This is a genomic window from Muricoccus vinaceus, from assembly GCF_042433125.1.
Taxonomy (GTDB): domain Bacteria; phylum Pseudomonadota; class Alphaproteobacteria; order Acetobacterales; family Acetobacteraceae; genus Roseomonas; species Roseomonas vinacea.
Genome location: NZ_JBHLVZ010000019.1, coordinates 50,279 through 69,762 on the forward strand (window position 1 = coordinate 50,279; position 19,484 = coordinate 69,762).

Annotated in this window: 20 protein-coding genes; 6 read left to right on the forward strand and 14 right to left on the reverse strand. The window is 70.9% G+C overall.

Features of this window, described 5'->3' with window-relative positions; translation table 11 throughout:
• Positions 1-155: 155 nt before the first annotated feature.
• Positions 156-392: a hotdog family protein gene (locus ACFFIC_RS10105; RefSeq protein WP_377050038.1), complete on the forward strand. Its 237-nt coding sequence runs from the start codon at positions 156-158 to the stop codon at positions 390-392.
• Here the strand turns inward: ACFFIC_RS10105 and ACFFIC_RS10110 are convergent.
• From ACFFIC_RS10110 to ACFFIC_RS10120, 3 genes are all read right to left on the reverse strand, one after another.
• Entirely contained in the window at positions 364-540 is a 177-nt protein-coding gene (locus ACFFIC_RS10110) for a hypothetical protein (protein ID WP_377050039.1), read from the reverse strand. The genes ACFFIC_RS10105 and ACFFIC_RS10110 overlap by 29 nt on opposite strands.
• A gap of 105 nt (positions 541-645) precedes the next feature.
• Positions 646-1,755 carry a calcium:proton antiporter gene (locus ACFFIC_RS10115; protein ID WP_377050040.1) on the reverse strand — a complete coding sequence of 370 codons (1,110 nt, stop codon included), beginning with the start codon at positions 1,753-1,755 and terminating at the stop codon, positions 646-648.
• Between the two features lie 239 nt (positions 1,756-1,994).
• Positions 1,995-3,008 (reverse strand): threonine ammonia-lyase, encoded by a 1,014-nt coding sequence (locus ACFFIC_RS10120; protein ID WP_377050041.1) that lies wholly within the window; start codon positions 3,006-3,008, stop codon positions 1,995-1,997.
• 69 nt (positions 3,009-3,077) lie between these two features.
• On the opposite strand from ACFFIC_RS10120, the gene ACFFIC_RS10125 reads away from it, so the two are divergent.
• Complete coding sequence (locus tag ACFFIC_RS10125) at positions 3,078-4,400, forward strand: aminotransferase-like domain-containing protein (protein ID WP_377050042.1); 1,323 nt, start codon at positions 3,078-3,080, stop codon at positions 4,398-4,400.
• Between the two features lie 313 nt (positions 4,401-4,713).
• On the opposite strand, the gene ACFFIC_RS10130 is transcribed toward ACFFIC_RS10125, so the two are convergent.
• Positions 4,714-6,132, reverse strand: a complete 1,419-nt coding sequence (locus ACFFIC_RS10130; protein ID WP_377050043.1) for an aldehyde dehydrogenase family protein — start codon at positions 6,130-6,132, stop codon at positions 4,714-4,716.
• Positions 6,133-6,144: 12 nt separating this feature from the next.
• Complete coding sequence (locus tag ACFFIC_RS10135; protein ID WP_377050044.1) at positions 6,145-6,918, reverse strand: SDR family NAD(P)-dependent oxidoreductase; 774 nt, start codon at positions 6,916-6,918, stop codon at positions 6,145-6,147.
• A 236-nt stretch (positions 6,919-7,154) separates the two neighbouring features.
• Between ACFFIC_RS10135 and ACFFIC_RS10140 the strand changes: the two genes are divergently transcribed.
• From ACFFIC_RS10140 to ACFFIC_RS10150, 3 genes are all read left to right on the forward strand, one after another.
• Positions 7,155-8,132, forward strand: coding sequence for a Bug family tripartite tricarboxylate transporter substrate binding protein (locus ACFFIC_RS10140; RefSeq protein WP_377050045.1), 978 nt, complete (start codon positions 7,155-7,157; stop codon positions 8,130-8,132).
• Positions 8,133-8,237: 105 nt separating this feature from the next.
• On the forward strand, positions 8,238-9,254 hold the full coding sequence (locus ACFFIC_RS10145; RefSeq protein ID WP_377050046.1) for an NAD(P)H-quinone oxidoreductase: 1,017 nt from the start codon (positions 8,238-8,240) through the stop codon (positions 9,252-9,254).
• A gap of 23 nt (positions 9,255-9,277) precedes the next feature.
• On the forward strand, positions 9,278-10,039 hold the full coding sequence (locus tag ACFFIC_RS10150; protein ID WP_377050120.1) for an IclR family transcriptional regulator domain-containing protein: 762 nt from the start codon (positions 9,278-9,280) through the stop codon (positions 10,037-10,039).
• 15 nt (positions 10,040-10,054) lie between these two features.
• On the opposite strand, the gene ACFFIC_RS10155 is transcribed toward ACFFIC_RS10150, so the two are convergent.
• The 4 genes from ACFFIC_RS10155 to ACFFIC_RS10170 all read right to left on the reverse strand — a co-directional run bounded on the left by ACFFIC_RS10155 (position 10,055) and on the right by ACFFIC_RS10170 (position 13,691).
• Positions 10,055-10,810, reverse strand: a complete 756-nt coding sequence (locus ACFFIC_RS10155; protein WP_377050047.1) for an HpcH/HpaI aldolase family protein — start codon at positions 10,808-10,810, stop codon at positions 10,055-10,057.
• Positions 10,811-10,812: 2 nt separating this feature from the next.
• Complete coding sequence (locus tag ACFFIC_RS10160; protein ID WP_377050048.1) at positions 10,813-11,739, reverse strand: DUF6282 family protein; 927 nt, start codon at positions 11,737-11,739, stop codon at positions 10,813-10,815.
• Positions 11,740-11,752: 13 nt separating this feature from the next.
• The gene (locus ACFFIC_RS10165; RefSeq protein WP_377050049.1) at positions 11,753-12,664 is read right to left on the reverse strand and encodes a hypothetical protein; all 912 of its coding nucleotides are present in this window, start codon (positions 12,662-12,664) and stop codon (positions 11,753-11,755) included.
• Positions 12,665-13,541: 877 nt separating this feature from the next.
• A complete protein-coding gene (locus ACFFIC_RS10170) occupies positions 13,542-13,691 on the reverse strand; it encodes a hypothetical protein (protein WP_377050050.1) in 150 nt (49 codons plus the stop codon).
• A gap of 31 nt (positions 13,692-13,722) precedes the next feature.
• On the opposite strand from ACFFIC_RS10170, the gene ACFFIC_RS10175 reads away from it, so the two are divergent.
• On the forward strand, positions 13,723-13,914 hold the full coding sequence (locus tag ACFFIC_RS10175; protein WP_377050051.1) for a hypothetical protein: 192 nt from the start codon (positions 13,723-13,725) through the stop codon (positions 13,912-13,914).
• Positions 13,915-14,046: 132 nt separating this feature from the next.
• Here the strand turns inward: ACFFIC_RS10175 and ACFFIC_RS10180 are convergent, their stop codons facing one another.
• The 5 genes from ACFFIC_RS10180 to ACFFIC_RS10200 are packed head-to-tail and all read right to left on the reverse strand — an operon-like array spanning position 14,047 to position 19,460.
• Positions 14,047-15,039, reverse strand: coding sequence for an ABC transporter ATP-binding protein (locus tag ACFFIC_RS10180; RefSeq protein WP_377050052.1), 993 nt, complete (start codon positions 15,037-15,039; stop codon positions 14,047-14,049).
• On the reverse strand, positions 15,036-16,028 hold the full coding sequence (locus ACFFIC_RS10185) for an ABC transporter ATP-binding protein (RefSeq protein WP_377050053.1): 993 nt from the start codon (positions 16,026-16,028) through the stop codon (positions 15,036-15,038). Before ACFFIC_RS10185 ends, ACFFIC_RS10180 begins: the two co-directional genes overlap by 4 nt.
• Positions 16,025-16,900 carry an ABC transporter permease gene (locus ACFFIC_RS10190; RefSeq protein WP_377050054.1) on the reverse strand — a complete coding sequence of 292 codons (876 nt, stop codon included), beginning with the start codon at positions 16,898-16,900 and terminating at the stop codon, positions 16,025-16,027. The genes ACFFIC_RS10185 and ACFFIC_RS10190 overlap by 4 nt, the downstream gene beginning before the upstream one ends.
• Positions 16,897-17,853 (reverse strand): ABC transporter permease, encoded by a 957-nt coding sequence (locus tag ACFFIC_RS10195; RefSeq protein WP_377050055.1) that lies wholly within the window; start codon positions 17,851-17,853, stop codon positions 16,897-16,899. The genes ACFFIC_RS10190 and ACFFIC_RS10195 overlap by 4 nt, the downstream gene beginning before the upstream one ends.
• Positions 17,850-19,460, reverse strand: coding sequence for an ABC transporter substrate-binding protein (locus tag ACFFIC_RS10200; RefSeq protein ID WP_377050056.1), 1,611 nt, complete (start codon positions 19,458-19,460; stop codon positions 17,850-17,852). Before ACFFIC_RS10200 ends, ACFFIC_RS10195 begins: the two co-directional genes overlap by 4 nt.
• Positions 19,461-19,484 lie beyond the last annotated feature (24 nt).

A 19,484-nucleotide genomic window follows, 5' to 3' on the forward strand; every position in this document is an offset into this window, starting at 1 on the left:
GGAGGAGGGGAAGCCGCCGGTCCGGAGCGCGGCGCCCTGACGTGAAGGCCCGCATCGCGACCCTGACCGTGGGTGCCGAGCTGCGCGCCCCTCTCCGCCCTATGCCCGCGAGCGGATGCACTGGTGCGTGGACCTGCCGCCCACGGCGGAGGCGGATGACGGCCGCGTCCACCAGGCTGAACACCACCCTCCACGACGACGACGCCCATGCCCGTTCCCAAGGCCTGCCCGGGATCATCGCGGACGGGATGCTCTCCACCAACTGGCTGCTCTCCCTGCTGCCGGGCGCCTTCGGCGAGGGCGCGCTGGCGCCGGGCGGGTTGCGCACCTGCTACGTCGCCCCGGTCTTCGGGGAGGCGGTCATCACCCCGTCGCCAGGGTGGCGGGCGTGAGCGAGGCGACGGATAGCAGCCCGCGCTCCAAGCTGGAGCTGTGGTGCGGGGATGCGACGGGCGGAAAGCGCACCGTCGGCAGTGCCAGCGTGCGGCCGACGGAGGATACCGCCGCCCGCGCCGCCATCACATGCGGCGGGGATCTCATGCTGCTGGCCTCGGCACGTGTTTCATGCCGTCAACAATGGCCACCATCCATCCAGCAGATCGGGCGCGAGGTGAGGGGCTGGCGGGCACGTTCCTCTCGCGGCAGCTACGGCACCAGCACCACGAGCAGCCAGGCCGCAAAGACCACCAGCAGCACGCTGCCTTGCAGCAGGTTGGTGATGCGCCCCGACAGCGCCAGCATGCCCGTGACGATGGCGAGCACCAGCAGCACGGTGTCTGCCGGTGAGATCCCGAGCTCCAATGGCTGGCCCAGCCAGGCCGCCACTCCCACGAGAATGGGGACGGAAAGCCCGACGGTCGCGATGGCACTGCCCAGGGCCAGGTTCAGGCTGGCCTGCAAGCGGTCCGCCAGGGCGGCGCGCAGGGCCGTTGCCGTTTCCGGCATGAGCACGATGGCTGCCACCACCACGCCCTCCACCCCGGGCGGCAGGCCGGCCGCCGCCACGGACTGGCCGATCACCGGCGCAACCGTCTTGGCGAGCAGCACCACGGCCACCAGGGCCAGGAACAGCATGCCGCCCGCCAGAAGCGCTTCCCGCCCGGTCGGGCGGCCGGTGACCGCCTCCAGTGCCTCGGCCGTGCCCACGAGCACCGCCTGATCCTCGGCCGGCACGAAGTAAGCCTTGTGCAGCACCGTCTGCACCAGCACGAAGACCAGCCAGAGCGCCAGGCAGAGCCCGGCGACCGTGGCCACCTGAACCGGTGCGAACTCCCCGCCGGGTGCGGCCCGCACGTGGTTCGGCAGCACCAGCGCCAGGGTGGCCATGGCGCCGACGACCGACAGCAGGGCAGTCGCTCCATCCGCGTTGAAGCCAGGCTCGCGGTGCCGCAGCGCGGCCAGCACGATGCAAAGGCCGGTCAGCCCTGTGACCACCAGCATCACCACCGCGTGGATCGTGTCCCGCACGAGCGTGACCTTTGGCGGATCCGCCGTCACCATCACCGAGGCCACCAGCGCCACCTCGATGATGGTGACGGCCAATGCCAGCACCAGGGTGCCAAGGGGCTCTCCCACACGGGCCGCGACGGTTTCCGCGTGGTGCACGCCCGCCCGTACCGTCAGTAGCAGCAGCACGAAGGCCGGCAAGGCCAGCCAGCCCGTCGCCGACAGGCCCATGGCCAAGGCCGCCCCGAGCCCGAGCACGGAGGGAGCCCAGCCGTCCCAGCGGAGTGGGTGATGATGGATTGAGGACATGAAGGCGGTGTAACTCGGTAAAGGCGTGCCGTCATCTTGGGGCGGTTCCGCAGGATTTGCGGCTGCGAGGCGTGGATGGGCCCGGTGGTGCGGGTTCAGGCGGCCACGGGGCGCGGCGGATCGGGTGGCCTTGCACCCATCCCCGCCCCTGATCCGCCGCGAGCGCCTTTTGAAGATCGGGGCCCCTGCACTGGCTGGCCCATGGCCAGGCCAGGTGAAAGGCCGGGGCGCCCCGGTCGTCAGACGCGGATGGAGAGCGCGCGCTGGTACATGGCGGGATCGACGTTCGCACCGGTGAGTGCCACGGCGACGGTGCGGTCCACGACGGGCAGGCGTCCGGACAGCGCGGCCGCGAGCGCGACGGCCCCGCCCGGCTCCACCACCAGCCCGAACTCATCGAACGCCACGCGCATGGCCGCGAGCGCCTCGGCGTCGCTCACCACCAGCCCGCCCCCGAGGCGTGGCGCGTTGATCGAGAAGGTCAGGGCACCGGGCATGGGCGCCAGCACGGCATCGCAGATGGAAGCCGCGCCGGGCGCGTTGCCCAGCCGCGTGCCGGCCGCGAGGCTGCGGGCGGTGTCGTCGAAGCCTTCCGGTTCCACGGCGAAAACCCGGGCGGTGGGCAGCAAGGCCTCCCAGGCCAGGGCACAGCCTGCCGTCAGGCCGCCCCCCGCGCAGCACACCAGGAGCGCGTCCGGCACCGCTCCCATGGCCTCGGCCTGACGCGCGACCTCCAGGCCGAGGGTCGCCGCCCCGGCGATCATCCGGCGGTCGTCGTAGGGGGGCACCAAGATCAGGCCGCGCTCCGCCGCGAGCCGGCGCCCCACCGCTTCCCGGTCTTCGGTGGCCCGGTCGTAGAGCACGACCTCCGCGCCCCAGCCGCGGGTCCGCTCGATCTTCGCCGCTGGCGCGTCCGCGGGCATGGCGATGACCACGGTGCCGATGCCCAGGCGCTGCCCGGCCCAGGCGACGGCCTGGGCATGGTTGCCGGAGGAGAAGGCCACCACGCCGTGTGCCCGCTCATCCGCGGACAGGAGCGAGAGGCGGTTCCAGGCGCCCCGTGCCTTGAAGCTGCCGGTTCGCTGCAGCCCCTCGGCCTTGACCAGGAGGCGCCCGCCCAGCCGCGCGTTCAGGCGCTCGCTTTCCAGGAGGGGCGTTTCGACGAGCACGCCCCGGATACGGGCGGCCGCCTCCTCGATGTCCTGGAAGGAGGGGGCGGTCAGGTGCCCGGGTGTGGGAGCGGTGTTGTCCATGGCCGCCAGGTTGAAAGCCTGGCGTGCCTGAGGCAATCGGGGGATTGTCGCAGCGACAATGATGGACGGATGGGCCACGGCGCGGAAAACATCGCAGCGATCCTGGAGGCGGAGATCCGGGAAGGGGGGCTTCTTCCGGGCGCGCGGCTGCCCACGCACCGGGAACTCGCCTTTCGCCATGGCGTGGCGCTCAACACCGCATCGCGCGCCATGCGCCTGCTGGAGGCGCGCGGCCTGGTGGTGGGAGAGGTCGGGCGCGGCAGCTTCGTCCGGCCGCCAGGCCATATCGACGCTGGGTCCTTCCGGATCGAGGAGGGCGCATCGGGCTTCGTCGACCTCGCCCGCAACGTGATGCCCCTGCCCGGGCTGGCCGACCGCTTCGAAAGGGCGGCCCGGCTTGTCCTCCGGCGTGAACGCGCGGCTGTCGCAGACTACCAGCCCCATGCCGGGCGGGCAGTGGACCGGGCGGCCGGGGCCGCATGGCTGTCGCGCCGTGGGTTGCCCGACGATCCCTCCCGCGTCGTGATCTGCGCGGGCGCGCAGCACGCCGTCACCATCGCCCTCATGGCGGCCACCCGGCCCGGCGACACCATCGCGGCGGAGGCGCTGAGCTGGCCCGGCATCAAGGCCAGTGCGACGGCCCTGGGGTTGAAAGTCCTGCCCGTGCCGATGGACGGGAACGGGCTGCGCCCGCGCGCCCTGCTGCGGCTGGCCCTGCGCCACCGGATCGCGGCGCTCTACTGCATGCCGTCGCTGCAGAACCCGACGGCCACGACGATGCCCCTGCGGCGGCGCGAGGCGGTGGCCGCGGTCGCGCGGCGCCTGGACTTCCGCATCATCGAGGACGACGCCTACGGCTTCCTGACCGAGGACGACCCGCCGGTGCCGCCACTGGCGGCGCTCGCCCCGGAGCGGACCTGGCATCTGCGTTCCACCTCGAAAAGCTTCACCCCGGGCCTGAGGGCCGCCTGGATGCTCGTGCCGCCGGGGTGGGAGGAGCAGGCCGCGAACCTGATCCGCGCCACCATCTGGACCGCGCCGCCCCTGGGTGCCGCGATCGCTTCCCTGTGGGTCGGGGACGGGACCGCCGCCCTCCTCGAGGCGGCGAAGCGCCGCGAGGCACGGGTGCGCCAGGAACTCGCCGCCCACCTGCTTCCGCTTCGTCCGTCCTCCTCGTCCCACCCCGCTTCCATGCATCTCTGGCTCGAGCTGCCGCGGAAGACGACGGCGCAGGATCTCGTGCGGCGCGTGGCCACTCTCGGCGTGAGGATCACGCCCGGCGCGGCCTTCGGATTAGACTGTGCGCCGAACAGCATACGGCTTGCGCTGGGCACCCCCGAGCAGCGCGGCGACCTGGAGCGGGCCCTGCACCTTCTCGGCAGCGTCCTGTGAACTGAGGGGCCGCAGGCACCGCCCCGGGCGGGCGCCGGAAGGGCGCCGTGGACCGGGCGCGTCCACTTGGCCGCCGTGCTTGCCCGCTGGCCCCCGCGCGCGAGACGCCCGCGCTTCCGGGGAAGCTCAACTGAACTCCTCCGGTTCGCCCGGACGGACCGCTAGGCCCGGTGGGCTGGTTTCTGCATCCGGCCGGGCTGAGCTGCGCCGTGTTCCCGGTGACCGTGATGGCCAGGATGATCGTCGGCATCTCCGCCCGCGGGTTATCCGGCCAAGCTCGCGGTGCGAAGGTGGGCGGCCGGCGGCTGCCCGCCTAGCTTCCGAGGACGGCCTTCACCTCGAGATACTCCTCGAACCCGAAAACCCCGAACTCGCGCCCGTTGCCGGATTGCTTGTAACCGCCGAAGGGAAGGCTGCGGTCGAATGCGGCTCCGTTGACGTAGACGCGCCCCGCCCGGATGCGGTTGGCGATGGCCCGTGCTCGATCCGGATTCCGGGATTGCACGAAGCCCGCCAGTCCGAAAGGCGTATCGTTGGCGATCTCGACCGCCTCGTCCTCCGTGTCGTAGCTCATGATGGACAGAACGGGGCCGAAGATCTCCTCCCTCGCGATCCTCATCTGCGGCCCCACGTCGGCGAACACGGTTGGCCGGACGTAGTACCCGCGGTTGCTATCCGCCGGCTGCCCCGGTCCGCCGGCCACGAGGGTCGCACCCTGGTCGATCCCGGACCGGATGAAGTCCTGAACCTTCTCGAACTGTGCCCGGCTCACCAGCGGGCCCATGGTCGTGGCCGGATCGAGCGGGTCGCCGAGGCGAATGGCGGCGACGGCCTCGCGCGCCGCCTCCATCGCCGCCTCGCGCCCCGCGCGGGGAATGAGCATGCGCGTGGGGGATTGGCAGTTCTGGCCGGCATTGGTGTAGCAGGCGTGGACGCCCTGGATCACGGCGGCGTGGAGATCCGCATCGTCGAGAATGATGTTGGCGGACTTGCCGCCAAGCTCCTGTGCGACGCGCTTGACCGTGTCCGCCGCCAGCTTCGCCACGCGTATGCCGGCGGCCGTGGACCCGGTGAAGGAAACCATGTCGATCCCCGGATGGGCGGCGATCGCTTCCCCGACGGTGGGCCCGTCGCCGTTCACGAGGTTGAAGACGCCGGGCGGCAGGCCCGCCTCGTGGACGATTTCCGCGAAGAGCATGGCGCTGAGCGGCGCGACCTCGCTGGGCTTCAGCACGACGGTGCAGCCGGTCGCCAGGGCCGGGGCGAACTTCGAGGCCACCTGGTTCAGCGGCCAGTTCCAGGGCGTGATCAGGCCGCAGACGCCGATCGGCTCACGGCGGATCACGCCGTGGCCCATCCGCTCCTCGAACCTGTACCCGGCCAGCACGCGCACCGCCTCCTCGAAGTGGAAAAGGGCGACGGTCGCCTGGCGCTCGGTGGCGAAGGTGATGGGCGCGCCCATCTCGAGCGTCATCATTCGGGCCAGCTCCGGCAGGCGCGCGCGGAAACCCGCGATGATCCGGTGGAGATAGCCGAGGCGTTCTTCCACGCTCGTCAGGGAATAGGTCGCGAAGGCCCGGCGGGCGGCGTAAACGGCCCGGTCCACGTCCTGGGGGGAACCCAGGCTGATCTGGCCGAAGGTCTCCTCCGTCGCGGGGTTCTCGACCTTCAGGACCGACGGCGAGACCGGATCCACCCAGGCGCCGTCGATGTAGAATTTCTGCGTGTCCATGGCGTCCTGGCCTTAGAGGTGCCTGCCCTCGTCCACGGGCAGGACGATGCCCGTCGAACTGGTCAGGCTGACGATGCAGGCGATCACGGCCCGTGCGACATCGTCGGGTGTCGTGACGTGGGCGAGCGGGAGCCGCTCGGCCGTTCTGCGGAGCTGCTCGTGCGTGCGGCCGGGAACGAAGCCCGTGTCGACGCCGGCCGGTGAAACGGAGAAGACGCGCACCTTCGGCGCGAGCACCTTGGCGAGCGCGATCGTGAGCGCGTCGACGCCCGCCTTCGCTGCCAGATACGCCAGGCTGCTGCCGAGGCCCGTGCGGGCCGCGATGGAGGAGATGTTCACGATCGCCGCGCGGTCGCCGCGCTCCAGCAGGGGGCGGAAGGCGCGGATCACCGCGAAGGGGCCGCGCAGGTTCACGGCGACGGTCCGGTCGAAGATGTCGTCGGTCAGGCCGTCCAGGTCGTCGGCGGGAACGGGCGTCGTCGCGCCGCCGCAGTTCACCAGCGCGTCGAGCCGCCCGTGGCGCCGCTCGACGGCCGCCGCGGCCTCGGCGATCGAGGCCGGCTCGTCGATCGCGATGCGCAAGGCCAGGTGCCCGGTGCCATCCAGCGCGGCAGCGATGTCGTCCGCCTCGGCCCGGCGGCTGTTGTAGCCGAGGACGACCGCGGTACCCAGGGCCGCGAGGCGGATCGCCGTCGCCTTGCCGATGCCACCGCTGGCGCCCGTCACCAGCGCAACCGCGGGAATGGGCAGCGTGGGGATTTCGGCACCGGTCATCGGCGCGGGCACGCGGCGCCATGCGCCCGGAGGTCCGCCGGCCTGCGCCTTCTTTCCGCCCCGTGGTCCATTGCGGTTCCTCCTCCCCGGTTCGGCCGCGAAATTAGTCGATGCCGGAGGGGCGTCGATCCGCGATTGGCAAAATTCCGCATCCCGGAAAGCGAGCACATTGGCGAACCACCATCCATGCTCTCGGCTAGGGTGCCCGCAACACGAAGCGCGCTTTCTGCGCCGCAAGGGAGAACACCATGAAGACGCGCGTCACTCGCAGGGTCGCGCTGGCCATCGGCACGGCGGGCCTCTGGGCGCCGCCCGCCGTTCAGGCGCAGGCCTGGCCGTCGCGGCCGGTCACGATGATCATGCCGTTCTCCGCCGGTGGCGGCACCGACCTCCTGGCGCGGGCATTGGCGCAGTATCTGGGCGAGACACTGGGGCAGCAGGTCATCGTCGACAACCGCAGCGGGGCGGGCGGCAACATCGGCGGTGCCGCCGTCGCCCGGGCTGCACCCGACGGCTACACGATCCTGTTCGGCACGCCGGGGCCGCTCGCGAACAACAAGCTGATCTACCGGAACCTGCCGTTCGACCCCGAACAGGCCTTCTCGCCGGTTGTGCTGATCGCCAAGTCGCCCCTGGTCGTCGCGGCCAGGACGTCGATCGCGGTGAGGAATATCAGGGAGATGGTGGCACACGCGAAGGCGGACCCCGGCAAGCTCACGGTTGGCGTTCCCGGGAACGGGACGCTGGGCCACATCACCGCCCTGCTGCTGGAGAAGGAGCTCGGGATCAGCCTGACGAGCATCCCGTACCGTGGCACGGCGGACGTGGTGAAGGACCTGCTGGGCGGGCAGATCGATCTCGCGATGGACTTCCTGCCGTCCTACGTGCCGCTCGCGCGGGAGGGGAAGATCCGCGCCCTTGCGGTCACCACCGCCCAGCGCTCAAGCGACCTGGCGGATGTCGAGACCGTGCAGGAGGCCGGGTTCCGCGATTTCGAGGCCTCCGCCTGGTACGCACTGGCCGCGCCGGCGGGCACGCCGAACGAGGTCGTGGAGCGGCTGAACGCCGCCACCAACGCGTTCCTCGGGAGCGCCAGGGGCCAGGAGGCTCTCGCCAAGCTGAGCATGCAGGCCGTCGGCGGCACGCCGGCCGAGCTGAGGACATTCATTGCCGCGGAACTCAGGAAATGGGGTCCGGTGGTGCGGGAAGCGAATATTTCCATGTGACGCGTCCGGCCCTGCGGCAGGCGTGCTCCGCACGTCGGGAGCGGAGCCGTGCCCCTGGCCCGCCCCCTTTCCGCCCAAAAGGGGAGGACGAGAGGGGAGAAGGCGATGCGCGCGATCGAGATCAGGGGCAAGGGCGGGCCGGAAGTGCTGGCCCTGGTGGACAGGCCGGTTCCGGCCTGCGGCCCGGGGGAGGTGCTGGTGCGGGTCGCCGCCGCCGGCGTGAACCGGCCGGACGTGCAGCAGCGCAAGGGACTCTACCCGCCGCCGCCCGGCGTCACCGACATTCCCGGCCTCGACATCGCCGGCATCGTGGAGAAGGTGGCACCCGGTGTCGCCTGGCCACGGCCCGGAGACGCCGTTTGCGCCCTCGTGGCCGGCGGTGGCTATGCCGAGTTCTGCGCCGTCCCCGCGCCGCAATGCATGCCGGTTCCGCGCGGCCTCTCCTTTGCCCAGGCGGCGACCCTGCCGGAGGTGTTCTTCACGGCCTGGAACAATGTCTTCTGGCTCGGCCGCCTGGCGGAGGGAGAGACGCTGCTCGTTCAGGGCGGCACCAGTGGCGTCGGGCTGGCCGCGATCCAGATGGCGCGGCACCTGCGGGCCGCGAGGGTGATCGCGACGGCAAGCTCGGCGGAGAAGCGCGCGGTCTGCCTGGCACACGGTGCCGATGGGGTGGTGGACTACCGCGAGGCGGACTGGCCGGAGCGGGTGCGCGACCTGGCCGGCGGCTGGGGCGTGGATGTGATCCTCGACAGCCAGGGTGGTGACTATACGCCGATCGAGATGGGGTTGCTCGCGGTGGACGGGCGCCTTGTCCTGATCGCCAGCCACCGCGCCCCGCGGGCGGAGATCAGCACGCGCGACGTGTATATCCGCCGGCTGACCCTGACCGGCTCCACGCTGCGGGGCCGGCCGCCGGCCTATAAGGGCCGTATCGCGCGGGAGCTGGTGGAGCAGGTCTGGCCCCTGCTGGAGGACGGCCGGATCCGCAGCCATCTCTGCGGCGTCCATCCGCTGGAGGAGGCGGGGGCGGCGCAATCCGTGCTCGACGCGAACGCTCAGATCGGCAAGCTGGCGCTAACGGTGTCCGATCTCGCCGGAACCGTCCCGGAGCCTCCCCCCTGAGCGATCCTCCCGTCCAATCCGTCCTGCGCGCCGTGTCGCTGCTGAAGGAGCTGAACCGGCAGCGCAGCACCACGGTGGAGGAGCTCTACCGCGCCACGGGGCTGCCGAAGCCGACGATCATGCGGCTCCTTGGAACCCTGGTCGCCGCGGGGCTGGTCACCAGGGCGAGCCGCGCGCTGGGCTATCAGGTCACCTCGGACGTGCTTTCGCTCAGCGCCGGCTATCATGGCGGACCGCTGGTGGCGGAGGCCGGGCGCCCCTGGGCGGCGGACCTGACGCGCCGGCTGCGCTGGCCCGCCGCCATCGCCGTGCTGGACGGCGCGCGGATGGCGATCAGCGTCAGCACCATCGCGGACAGCGCGGTCTCGCCCTTCCACAGCTCGGTCGGGTCGCACCTCAGCCTTGTCACGCGTGCCCTCGGCCGTGCCTACCTCGCCTGGTGCCCGGATACGGAGAGGCGCATCCTGCTGCGGATGCTTTCCGCCTCCCCCGACCCGGAGGACAGCCCGCCCAACCTGGAGCGCGTGCTCCGGGGCATCGTCGGCACCGCGCGGCAGCAGGGCTACGCGCAGCGCGACCCGAAGGTGGAACCGCGCTCCTCCGACACCGTGGCGGTGCCGATCCTTCAGGGCGGGATGGTCGCGGGCACGATCGGCCTCAGCTACTTCCGCTCCGCCGTGAACCACCGCGCCCTGACCGAGGAGCTGGTGCCGGCGCTGAAGGAGGCGAGCCGGGAGATCACCGCGTCGATGGAGCGCCTGCAGAGGGGCGGCGGAGGAGGCTGAGGCGCTTCCAGGCGGCTATCGCGCCAGATCGGCCTTGAGGGCCTGCATCGCGCCCACCAGCATCGCCGTGGTGTTGAAGCAGACCATGCCGGTGCCCGCCGCCTCCAGCCGGCGGACGTCCTCCGCCGTGCGGCCCACCGTCGCCCATGCCACCCCGGCGCGCTTCGCGGCTTCCGCGATGCGCGCCACTGCGTCCTGCACCGCCGGATGCTGGATGTCGCCGGCATGGCCGAGCGAGGCGCCCAGGTCGCCCGGCCCGATGAAGACCGCGTCGATTCCGGGCACCGAGACGATCTCGTCCACCACGGGCAGCGCCTCGGCGTCCTCGACCATGACGATCGCGACGGTGTGGCGGTTGCGCGTGGCATAGTAAGCCTTGCTGTTCCCGGTGCCGTAGGCGGACGAGCGGGACAGTGCCACCCCCCGCTTGCCTTCCGGCGCGTAGAGCGCCCGCTCCACCACCTCGCGCGCGATGGCGGCGCTGGAGACGTGCGGCACCAGGATCCCGTCCGCTCCGGCGTCCAGCACGCGCTGGATGCTCGCCACCGATCCGTCCGGCACGCGGACCAGCCCGGTCATGCCGTGCATCGCGGCGGCGCGCAGCATGTCCTCGATGGACTCGATGCCGGCCGGGCCGTGCTCGGTGTCGATGATGACGAAATCGTAGCCGCAGAAGCCCGCCATCTCGACCGTCGCGGCCGAGGGGGTGCCGACGAAGAAGCCGAGCAGGCGGTCGCCCCGGCGCATCCGGTCCTTGAAGCTGTCGGGCATGCCTATGCTGCCTCGTCGAGGCCGACGAGGCGCGCCGCGTTGGATGAGACGAGCTTGCGGATGTCGGCTTTCGGCACCTGCTGGTCGAGGAGCAGCCTGACCACCTGCCGGAACCCCTCCACCGGGCGCGGGGACCCCACCAGCCCGAGGTCCGAGGACAGGATGGTGCGGTCCACCCCGGCCACTTCGATCAGGTGCACCAGCTCCTCCGGCGTGAACTTCTTCGCCTTGCCTTCCACCCACATGCAGATCGAGTGCTCGATATGGGCGCCGATCGCGACCAGCTCCCGGATGTCGTCGTCCGTGCACCCGATCAGGTAGGTGGGGTGGTTCACAAGGAGGCGGTTCACCCCGCGGCGTCTCGCCTCCTCGAAGACCTTGATCATCTCCGCCGCGTCGAGATGCCCGCCGGAGAGGATGATGTCGGCCTCCGCGATGATGTCGAGGACCTTCTTCGTGTCGTCCAGCAACTCTCCGTTCGCGTCGGTGGCGCGCAGCGGGATCGGGTCGAGCATCTTCTTCGCCGTCTTCGGGAAGCTCTTGCCCTGGCCCAGTGCCTGCTCGATGTGGTTCGCGGCCGAAAGGGTCGGCATCCAGACGATCTTGGCGCCGAGCTTCGCCGCGTGGTCCACGGCGTGCGGGTTGATGCCGCCCGAGGCGTTGTTGAGCGCGATACCGGAGAAGAGCTTCACCCCCAGCTCGGGGAAGAGCTTTTCCAGCACCATCGCGTGGGCGGTGCCGAGATAGAAGTGGTCCTTGTAGAGCAGGGCACGGAACCCGGCCGCGGCGCAGTCCAGCAATGCCTCGTGGTGGTCCAGTATGCGGGGCATGGCGGCGGGGCCGCTATGGCAATGCAGGTCGACGGCGCCGACCAGAAGCTCGGCCGCTTCCGTATCGCGTGCCAGGGTGTTTTCGGCGATGTCGCTCATCGGGATGTCCTGCTCAGGCCCTTTCGGGCATCGGGTAGTCGTCGGCGTTCAGGACCCATCCCGGTTTCTTCGAGAAATCGAGCCGGGGCGGACAGAAGATGTCGACGAGCTGATTGAGGCCGTGAAGCTGGGCCCGTGTCGTGTGGATGGATGGCGGCGGGATCACCGCGACGGAAGGAGAGCCGCAGAAGGCGTGCTCGTCCTCACGCCAGTGATTCATGTTCGGCGTCCAGGGCCAGCGCAGGTCGTGAATGAACTCGCCATCGAGGGCGAGCGAGCACTGCTCGAAGTCGTCGTGGTGGTGCGGAGAGAGTTTCGTGATGTCGCGCGGCTCGTGCCGGGGGTCGAGGTAGTTCACCATGAAGGTGGAGCCGCGGAAGATCCGCCCGAAGCGCCCGCTCTCGACCTGCACGTCCAGCCCGTAGCGGCGGATGCGGTGGCCATCTGCGGGTGCCGGCCAGGCCTGGAACGGCGGGATGAGCGGGTTCGGCGTGGCATAGGCGTTGTTGTTCGGACAGCGTGCGACCAGGTCCTCAGCCAGGGCGGTGAAGAGGCGAACCACCCGGCCGGCACGCGGGATCTCGATGCTGCTGTCACCCGGTGGGATGAAGACCACCGCGTTGCCATCGCAAGTCAGCCGCTCGTCGCCTGCGGTCACCACTGCGGTGGTCGCGGCGTCCGGGAGGATGAGGACGTACTCGTCCTTCTGGTTCCTTCGCTCGAGGCGTGCACCGTCGCGGGCTTCGGTGTGGGTGACGACGAAGTTCTGGCCACGCGCGTACCAGGTCCTGCCTTCGGGGCCGTCATCCCCGGGCGGGGTCTCGTAGAACCGGACATAGCTCGGCGGCGCGTAGCCGGCAGGCGGAACCCCTTGGCTCGTTCCGGGCGGCGCGAGGGATGCGCGCGGATCTGACTTGTCATACATGGTCCATGGTCCTCAGTCGGCGGCGGACGAACGCGCTCCCGCAAGCTCGGCTGGCGACCGGCGGCACCGTGGAGCACGTTGCCCGGAAGGGCATTTGCAGGCCAGGACGAAGGTCATTCGCGACGCCTCTGCTTTCAGCGGAGTTGCGGGAGCCAGCAGTCAGCATGCTAGTCACGGTCCACCGCGACGCTGGACCAAATCTTTGGACATTCCGAGATGCGGAATTGCGGTGTCCATTCGGGCGTCCCCAGGAGCAAAGGAACCGGGGCAGCATGACGGCCCATCGGTGAGCACTGGAGTGGGTCGTTCCACGGCTTGCGGATAGCCCCGCGTGTCCTGTGCCGGCGCCACCGGCAGAGCGACCCCGGGTCGTTCGGCGCCCCCGGGTCCTCGCGCTTTCCCTTGACGCCTGCGGGAGTGCTTGGACAACACGGAGGTTGCAGGACAGCGGCCTGGATGTCGGACGCTGGCAGAACGCCCCGCTTGAGTCGGGAGCAGGCGCTTCGCGTGCGGCAGGGGCGATGGTTGAAGCGGGGCGGCGGCAGCGATCGCATCTGAACCCGCGAGCAAGGCACCAGGATCTGGTGTCAGGCGAGGGGGGCCGCTTCGGCAAGGACGGTGTCTGCGAATTCCGCCGGGAGGCAGGGATCAGAATCCGTCGGGCGCGCCATGTTCAAGACCTGCGACGACGCCAGGGGAGGACATCGGCCGCTCCATGCAGCGCTGTCCGTGCTTCCCTTGCTGGGTCCTGCCCCTTCGAGAGGATCGCCATCAACCCATCCGATGCCTTTCCCCCGAGATGGCGCAAGTCCCACCCCGGCACTCGCGCAGTTGCTGATGGGGAGTGGGCATCGGACGCCGCGGGCGCATGTGCGCTTCACCCGACGGCGGATAGGGCCAGCCCCAGCTCGCGGGCGCGCGCCAGGAGCGGTGCTTTCGCCCGGTGGATGATCTCGGCCTGGCTGGTGCGCATCGCCGGTGCGGCAACGCTGATCGCCGCCACTGCATAGCCGTCCGGATCGAGCACCGGCGCGGCGAGTACGCGCAGGCCGTTCGCTTTGGCCCAGTTGGCGACGGCGCTGGATGCTCATCTTTCGGAGATCATGCGCGATCCGGCGACAGTGAAGCGGTTCGCGGCACTTGGCCTGGAACCCGTTTATGCCGGCGCGGACGAGTTCCGCCGGTTCATCGCGGCCGACGTGACCCGGAACAGCGAGCTGCCGCGCAGCGCCAACTTCCAACCGGACTAGGAGCCCCACAGAACAGAGGACCACCCTTCCGGCTCTCCCGCCCCGAATGTCCTGGGCTGGTGCTCGGTGCAGTTCGCGGAAGATGGCCTGCGGCCCGACACGCGGGTGCTGCTCTCCGCCGGCTCCGGGCGGTCAGGCTTTGCCGACCCCGCCATGGTGCAGGTGGCAGGCGGCCACCTGGCCCGGCAGGACCGGGAGAAGCGCGGGTGTCTCGATGCGGCAACGTGGGCCGGCATGGGGGCAGCGGGGATGGAAGTGGCAGCCCGGCGGGGGGGCGAGGGGCGAGGGGATTTCGCCCGCGATCGGCCGGAAGACGCCGCGGCCCTGGCCCAGTTTCGGGACGCTGTCGAGCAGCGCCCGGGTGTAGGGATGTGCGGGGGCGGCGTAGAGGACCGGCATGGGCGCGAGTTCCACGATGCGGCCGAGATACATGATGGCGACGCGGTCCGAGACATGCCGGACCACGCCAAGGTCGTGCGAGATGAAGAGTCCGGTCAGCCCGAGGTCCCGCCGCAGGTCGGCGAACAGGTTCAGCACCTGCGCCTGGATCGAGACGTCGAGCGAGGCCACGGGCTCGTCCAGCACCAGCAGTTCCGGCCCGAGGGCGAGGGCGCGCGCGATGGCCACCCGCTGTCGCTGGCCGCCGGAGAACTGGTGGGGATAGCGGCGGCGCATCGCCGGATCGAGGCCGACGCGTGCCAGCATGTCGGCGACGAAGGCATCGGCCCCCGCGCGCCGCACCAGACCGTGCGCCAGGGGGCCCTCGGCGACCGTGTCGCCGACGCGCATGCGGGGGTCGAGGCTGGCGAAGGGGTCCTGGTGAATCATCTGCACGCGGAAGCTCCGCTTGCGGCCGCCCGACATGATCGGCGCGCCGTCGAAGCTCACGGTGCCCTCGCTGGGCTCATGGATGCCGGCGACGATGCGGCCCAGGGTGGACTTGCCGCAGCCGCTCTCGCCCACCAGCCCCAGCACCTCGCCGCGCGCGATCCGGAGGTCCACGCCGCTGACGGCCTGGACCGCGCCCGGTGCGGCATGGCCGAGGAGGCGCGCGAGGCGGTCGCCCAGGCTGACCGGGCGGGCGAAGCGCTTGCTGACGCCCTCGACGCTCAGCAGCGGCGTCATGCCGGTGCCTCCAGCGGGTGGTGGCAGAGGGCGGACTGGCCGGCGCCGAAGTCGAGGTCGGGCGGCGGCAGGGCGCAGTCCGGCTGCGCGCGCGGGCAGCGCGTGCGAAAGGAGCAGCCGGGATCGGGGCCGCCATCCGCCCCGCGCGGCGGGGCGCCGGCCGCGAGCTGGGGCAGGCGCGTGCCGGGCTCGTGGCCGGAGGGGACGGAGCCGATCAGGGCGGCGGTGTAGGGGTGGCGCGGGGCGGCGATGACGCGCGCGGCCGGGCCGCGCTCCACGACGCGGCCGGCATACATGACGCAGACATCGTCGGCGAGGGAGGACACCACCGACAGGTCATGCGTGATCCAGAGAAAGGCGGTGCCGGTCTCGTCCGCGAGGCGCCGGACCTCGGCCAGGATCTGGCCCTGGATGGAAACGTCGAGCGCCGTGGTCGGCTCGTCCGCGATAATGGCGGCGGGACGGTGGAGGAGGGCGGTGGCGATGGCGACGCGCTGGCGCATTCCGCCGGAGAGCTGGTGCGGGTAGGCCTCCAGCCGCTCCGCCGGGCTGGGAATGCCGACGGTGGCCAGGGCGTCGCGCGCGCGGCCGAGAGCGGCCTTGCGGGAAACGGGATCGTGGGCGCGCACGGCGGCGGCCATCTGCGTGCCGATGCGGAGCACGGGGTTGAGCGTCATCAGCGGGTCCTGGAACACCATGGCGACGCGCGCCCCGCGGAGGCAGCGCATGGCGCCCTGGGGGAGGCCGGCGATGTTCACCCCCTCCAGCAGCACCTCCCCGCCCGTCACGCGGCCGGGCGGTTCCACGAGGCCCAGGATGGAGAAGCCGGTGACCGATTTGCCGGAGCCGCTTTCCCCGACCAGGCCGAGGATGCGGCCGCGCTCGATGCGGAGGCTGACGCCGTCCACCGCGCGGACGACGCCGCCGCGCCCCGGAAACTCGGTTCGGAGGCCGCGGAGTTCAAGCGCGGGAGGCACGGGGCCGCTCATCGGCGGCGCCGGGGGTTGATGACCTGGCGGAGTTGGTCGCCGACGAGGTTGATGGCCAGCACCGTCACCATCAGCGCGATGCCGGGATAGACCGAGATCCAGTAGCGGCCGGAGAGCATGAACTGGAAGCCGTTGGCGATGAGCAGCCCGAGGGAGGGGCGCGTGACGGGCAGGCCGAGGCCGAGGAAGCTCAACGTGGCCTCGAGCGAGATGGCGGTCGCGATCTGCACGGTCACCACCACGATCAGCGGCGGCAGGGTGTTGGGCAGAAGGTGGCGCCAGAGCACGCGGGCGCCGGAGAGGGGGGTCGAGAGCGCGGCCTCCACGTAGTCCTTGCGGCGCTCGGCGGAGGCGGCGCCGAAGGCGGTGCGGGCGAAATAGGCGTATTGCGCGGCCACCAGCGCGGCCATGAGCTGCGGCACCCCCTGGCCGAGCACCGCCACGAGGACGAGGGCGAGGAGGATGGCCGGCAGGGAGAGCTGCAGGTCCACCACCCGCATCGCCACCGCGCCGAACCAGCCGCCGTAATAGGCCGCCGACAGGCCGATGGCGGTGCCGACGGTGAGGGCGACGATACCGGCCGTGACCGCGATCGCGAGGCTGAGGCGCAGGCCGTAGAGGATGGCCGAGAGAAGGTCGCGCCCGGCATTGTCGGTGCCGAGCCAGTGGACGTATTCGCCCGAGCCGATGCTGCCGGGTTCGAGCCGGGCGTCCATCAGGTCCAGCGCCGACTGGTCGTAGGGGTCCTGCGGCGCGATCCAGGGGGCGAGGAGCGCGAGGAGCGCGATGGCGACGACCAGCGCGAGCGCCGCGACGGCGACGGGGGATCGGCGGTATTCCTGCCAGCCCTCCACCAGGGCCTCACGGTTCATCGGGCGCGCACCCGGGGGTCGAGCAGGCCGTAGGTGAGTTCGACGAACAGGTTGATGGCCACGAACAGAAGCACCACGAGAATGAGGTAGGCCACCATCACGGGCCGGTCGAGCGAGGTGATGCTCTCGATCACCAGCTTGCCCATGCCGGGCCAGTTGAAGACGGTTTCCGTGACCACGGCGAAGGCGAGTGTGGAGCCGAACTCCAGCCCGAAGATCGTGACAATGGGAATGCCGATGTTCTTCAGCACGTGGAGCCCGACGACCTGCCGTTCCGGCAGGCCCTGGGCACGGGCGAAGCGGACGTGCTCGCTGCCCATCACCTCCTCCGTTCCGGCACGGACGAGGCGGATGAGGAGGCCGAGCTTGAAGAGGGAGAGGTTCAGGGCGGGGAGAAGAAGGTGGGTCCATCCCTCGCGCGTCCAGATGCTCAGGCCCAGCCAGCCAACGGGGCCGCGTCCGCCGGAAGGAAGCCAGCGCAGCTCGACCGTGAAGAAGAGGATGAGCAGCAACCCGATCCAGAAGGTCGGCACGGAGAAGCCGAGGGTGGAGAGGGCCATGATGGCGCGGCTGGAGCGAGCCTCCGGCCGGTAGCCGGCCCAGATGCCGAGCGGGATGCCGAAGGCCGCCGCGATCAGCAGCGCCAGCACCGTCAGTTCCAGCGTGGCGGGCAGGCGGGAAAGGATGAGCGGCAGGACGGGGATGCGGAAGACGAAGCTGTTGCCGAAATCCCCGCGCAGGACGTTGCCCAGGAAGTGGCCGTACTGCTGCCAGAGTGGAAGGTCGAGCCCGTACTGCCGGATGATGGCCGCGCGCATCGCCTGCGTCGCGGCCGGATCGATCAGCACGTCGATGGGGTTGCCGATGGCATAGACGCCGAGGAAGACCAGCACCGACATCACGAGCATGACGAGGGCGGCCTGGGCGAGCCGCCCCAGCAGGAATGCCGTCACGCGCCCTTCGGGGTGACGAGTTGGGCCAGCGTCTCCTGGTCCACCCTTGGGGTGAAGGACAGCTTGTTCCTGCCCATGGCCCAGACGGTCTGCGGCATGACGATGGGGAGCATCGGGCGGTCGTTCATGCTGATCTCGGCGGCGCGGGCGAACATCTCGCGCCGCTTCGCGTCATCGAGCGTGCGGGAGCCGTCGAGCAGCAGCTTGTTGACCTCGGGGTTGCTGTAGCCGGAGCGGTTGAAGTTGCCCAGGCCGACGGAGGGATCGGGACCGTGGATCATGGCACCGTAGGTATAGGCGGCCTCCCCGGTCAGGGTGCCCCAGCCCGACATCTGCAGGCTGTAGTCGCCGCGCGTGCTGGCGGGGAAGAACACCGTGCCCGTGACCGCGTTGGGGTTGGCCTTCACGCCGATGCGCGACCATTGCTGGGCCAGCGCCTCGCAGAGGGCGCTGTCACCGGGCAGGCGGTTGCTGGTGGAGTGGAAGTCGATCTCGAAGCCGCGGGGATATCCGGCCTCCGCCATCAGGGCGCGGGCGCGGGCGAGGTCCGGGCGGCGCTCGGGCAGGTTCGGGCTGGCGCCGAAGAAGCTGTCGGGCATGAGCTGCGACATGGGCTTGGCCAGGCCCTCGAAGACCACGCGGGCCAGCGCCCGGCGGTCGATGGCGAGGTCCATGGCCTGGCGCACGCGCGGGTCGCGGAAGGGGTTCGCCTCGATCTCCCGCCCGTCCACCTTCGCCAGGCGGGGGAGCTTTTCCGCGAGGGTGAAGTAGACGTTGAAGACGTAGACGCTGTCGCCCACCACCACCTCCATGGTGGGGTCCCGCTGAAGGGAGGCGACATCCGTGGCGGGGACGTAGTTGATCATGTCCACCTGGCCGCTCTTCAGCGCGGCGATGCGGGCCGCGTCGTTCGGGATCTCCCGCCGGATCACCCGCGCCCAGGGCTGCGTGGCGCCGTCCTTCAGGGCCCACCAGCCATCGAAGCGTTCCATCACGAGGTCGCCGCGCGGTTCCCAGCGGGTGAAGCGGAACGGTCCGGTGCCGATGGCGGCGGCGCCCGAGTTGAACTCCTCGTTCCGCGGGGCCGCGCCGATCTTGCGGGGGACGATCATCAGGCGGGTGAAGTCGTTGGGCAGGGTGGGCGCCGGGCCGTCGGTGACGAAGCGCACGGTCAGGGGGTCCACCACCTCCGCGCTTTTCGCGCGCTTGGTGTAGAGGGTCATGGACATCGGGCCCGTGACCTGGGGGATGCGTTCCAGCGAGAACTTCACGTCCTCGGCGGTGAAGGGGGAGCCGTCGTGGAAGGTGACGCCCTCGCGCAGCTTGAACTCCCAGGTGGTGTCGTCCACGGCGCGCCAGGAGGTGGCGAGGCCGGGCCTGAGCACCAGGTTCTCGTCCTGCGCCACCAGGCTGTCATAGACGTGGCGCAGGGCCTCGATGTGGCCGCCGAGGGTGGACCAATGGGGGTCGATGCTCTCCGGGCCGCTGCGGACGCCGACGGTCAGGGTTCGCCCTCCAGCCCCCTGGGCGCTTCCCTGGGCCAGGGCGAGGCTGGCGGGCGAGAGCGCGGCGGCGGTGGTGGCCGACAGGAACTGGCGACGGTTCATGGAGCGACCTTTGCGAGGAAGGGG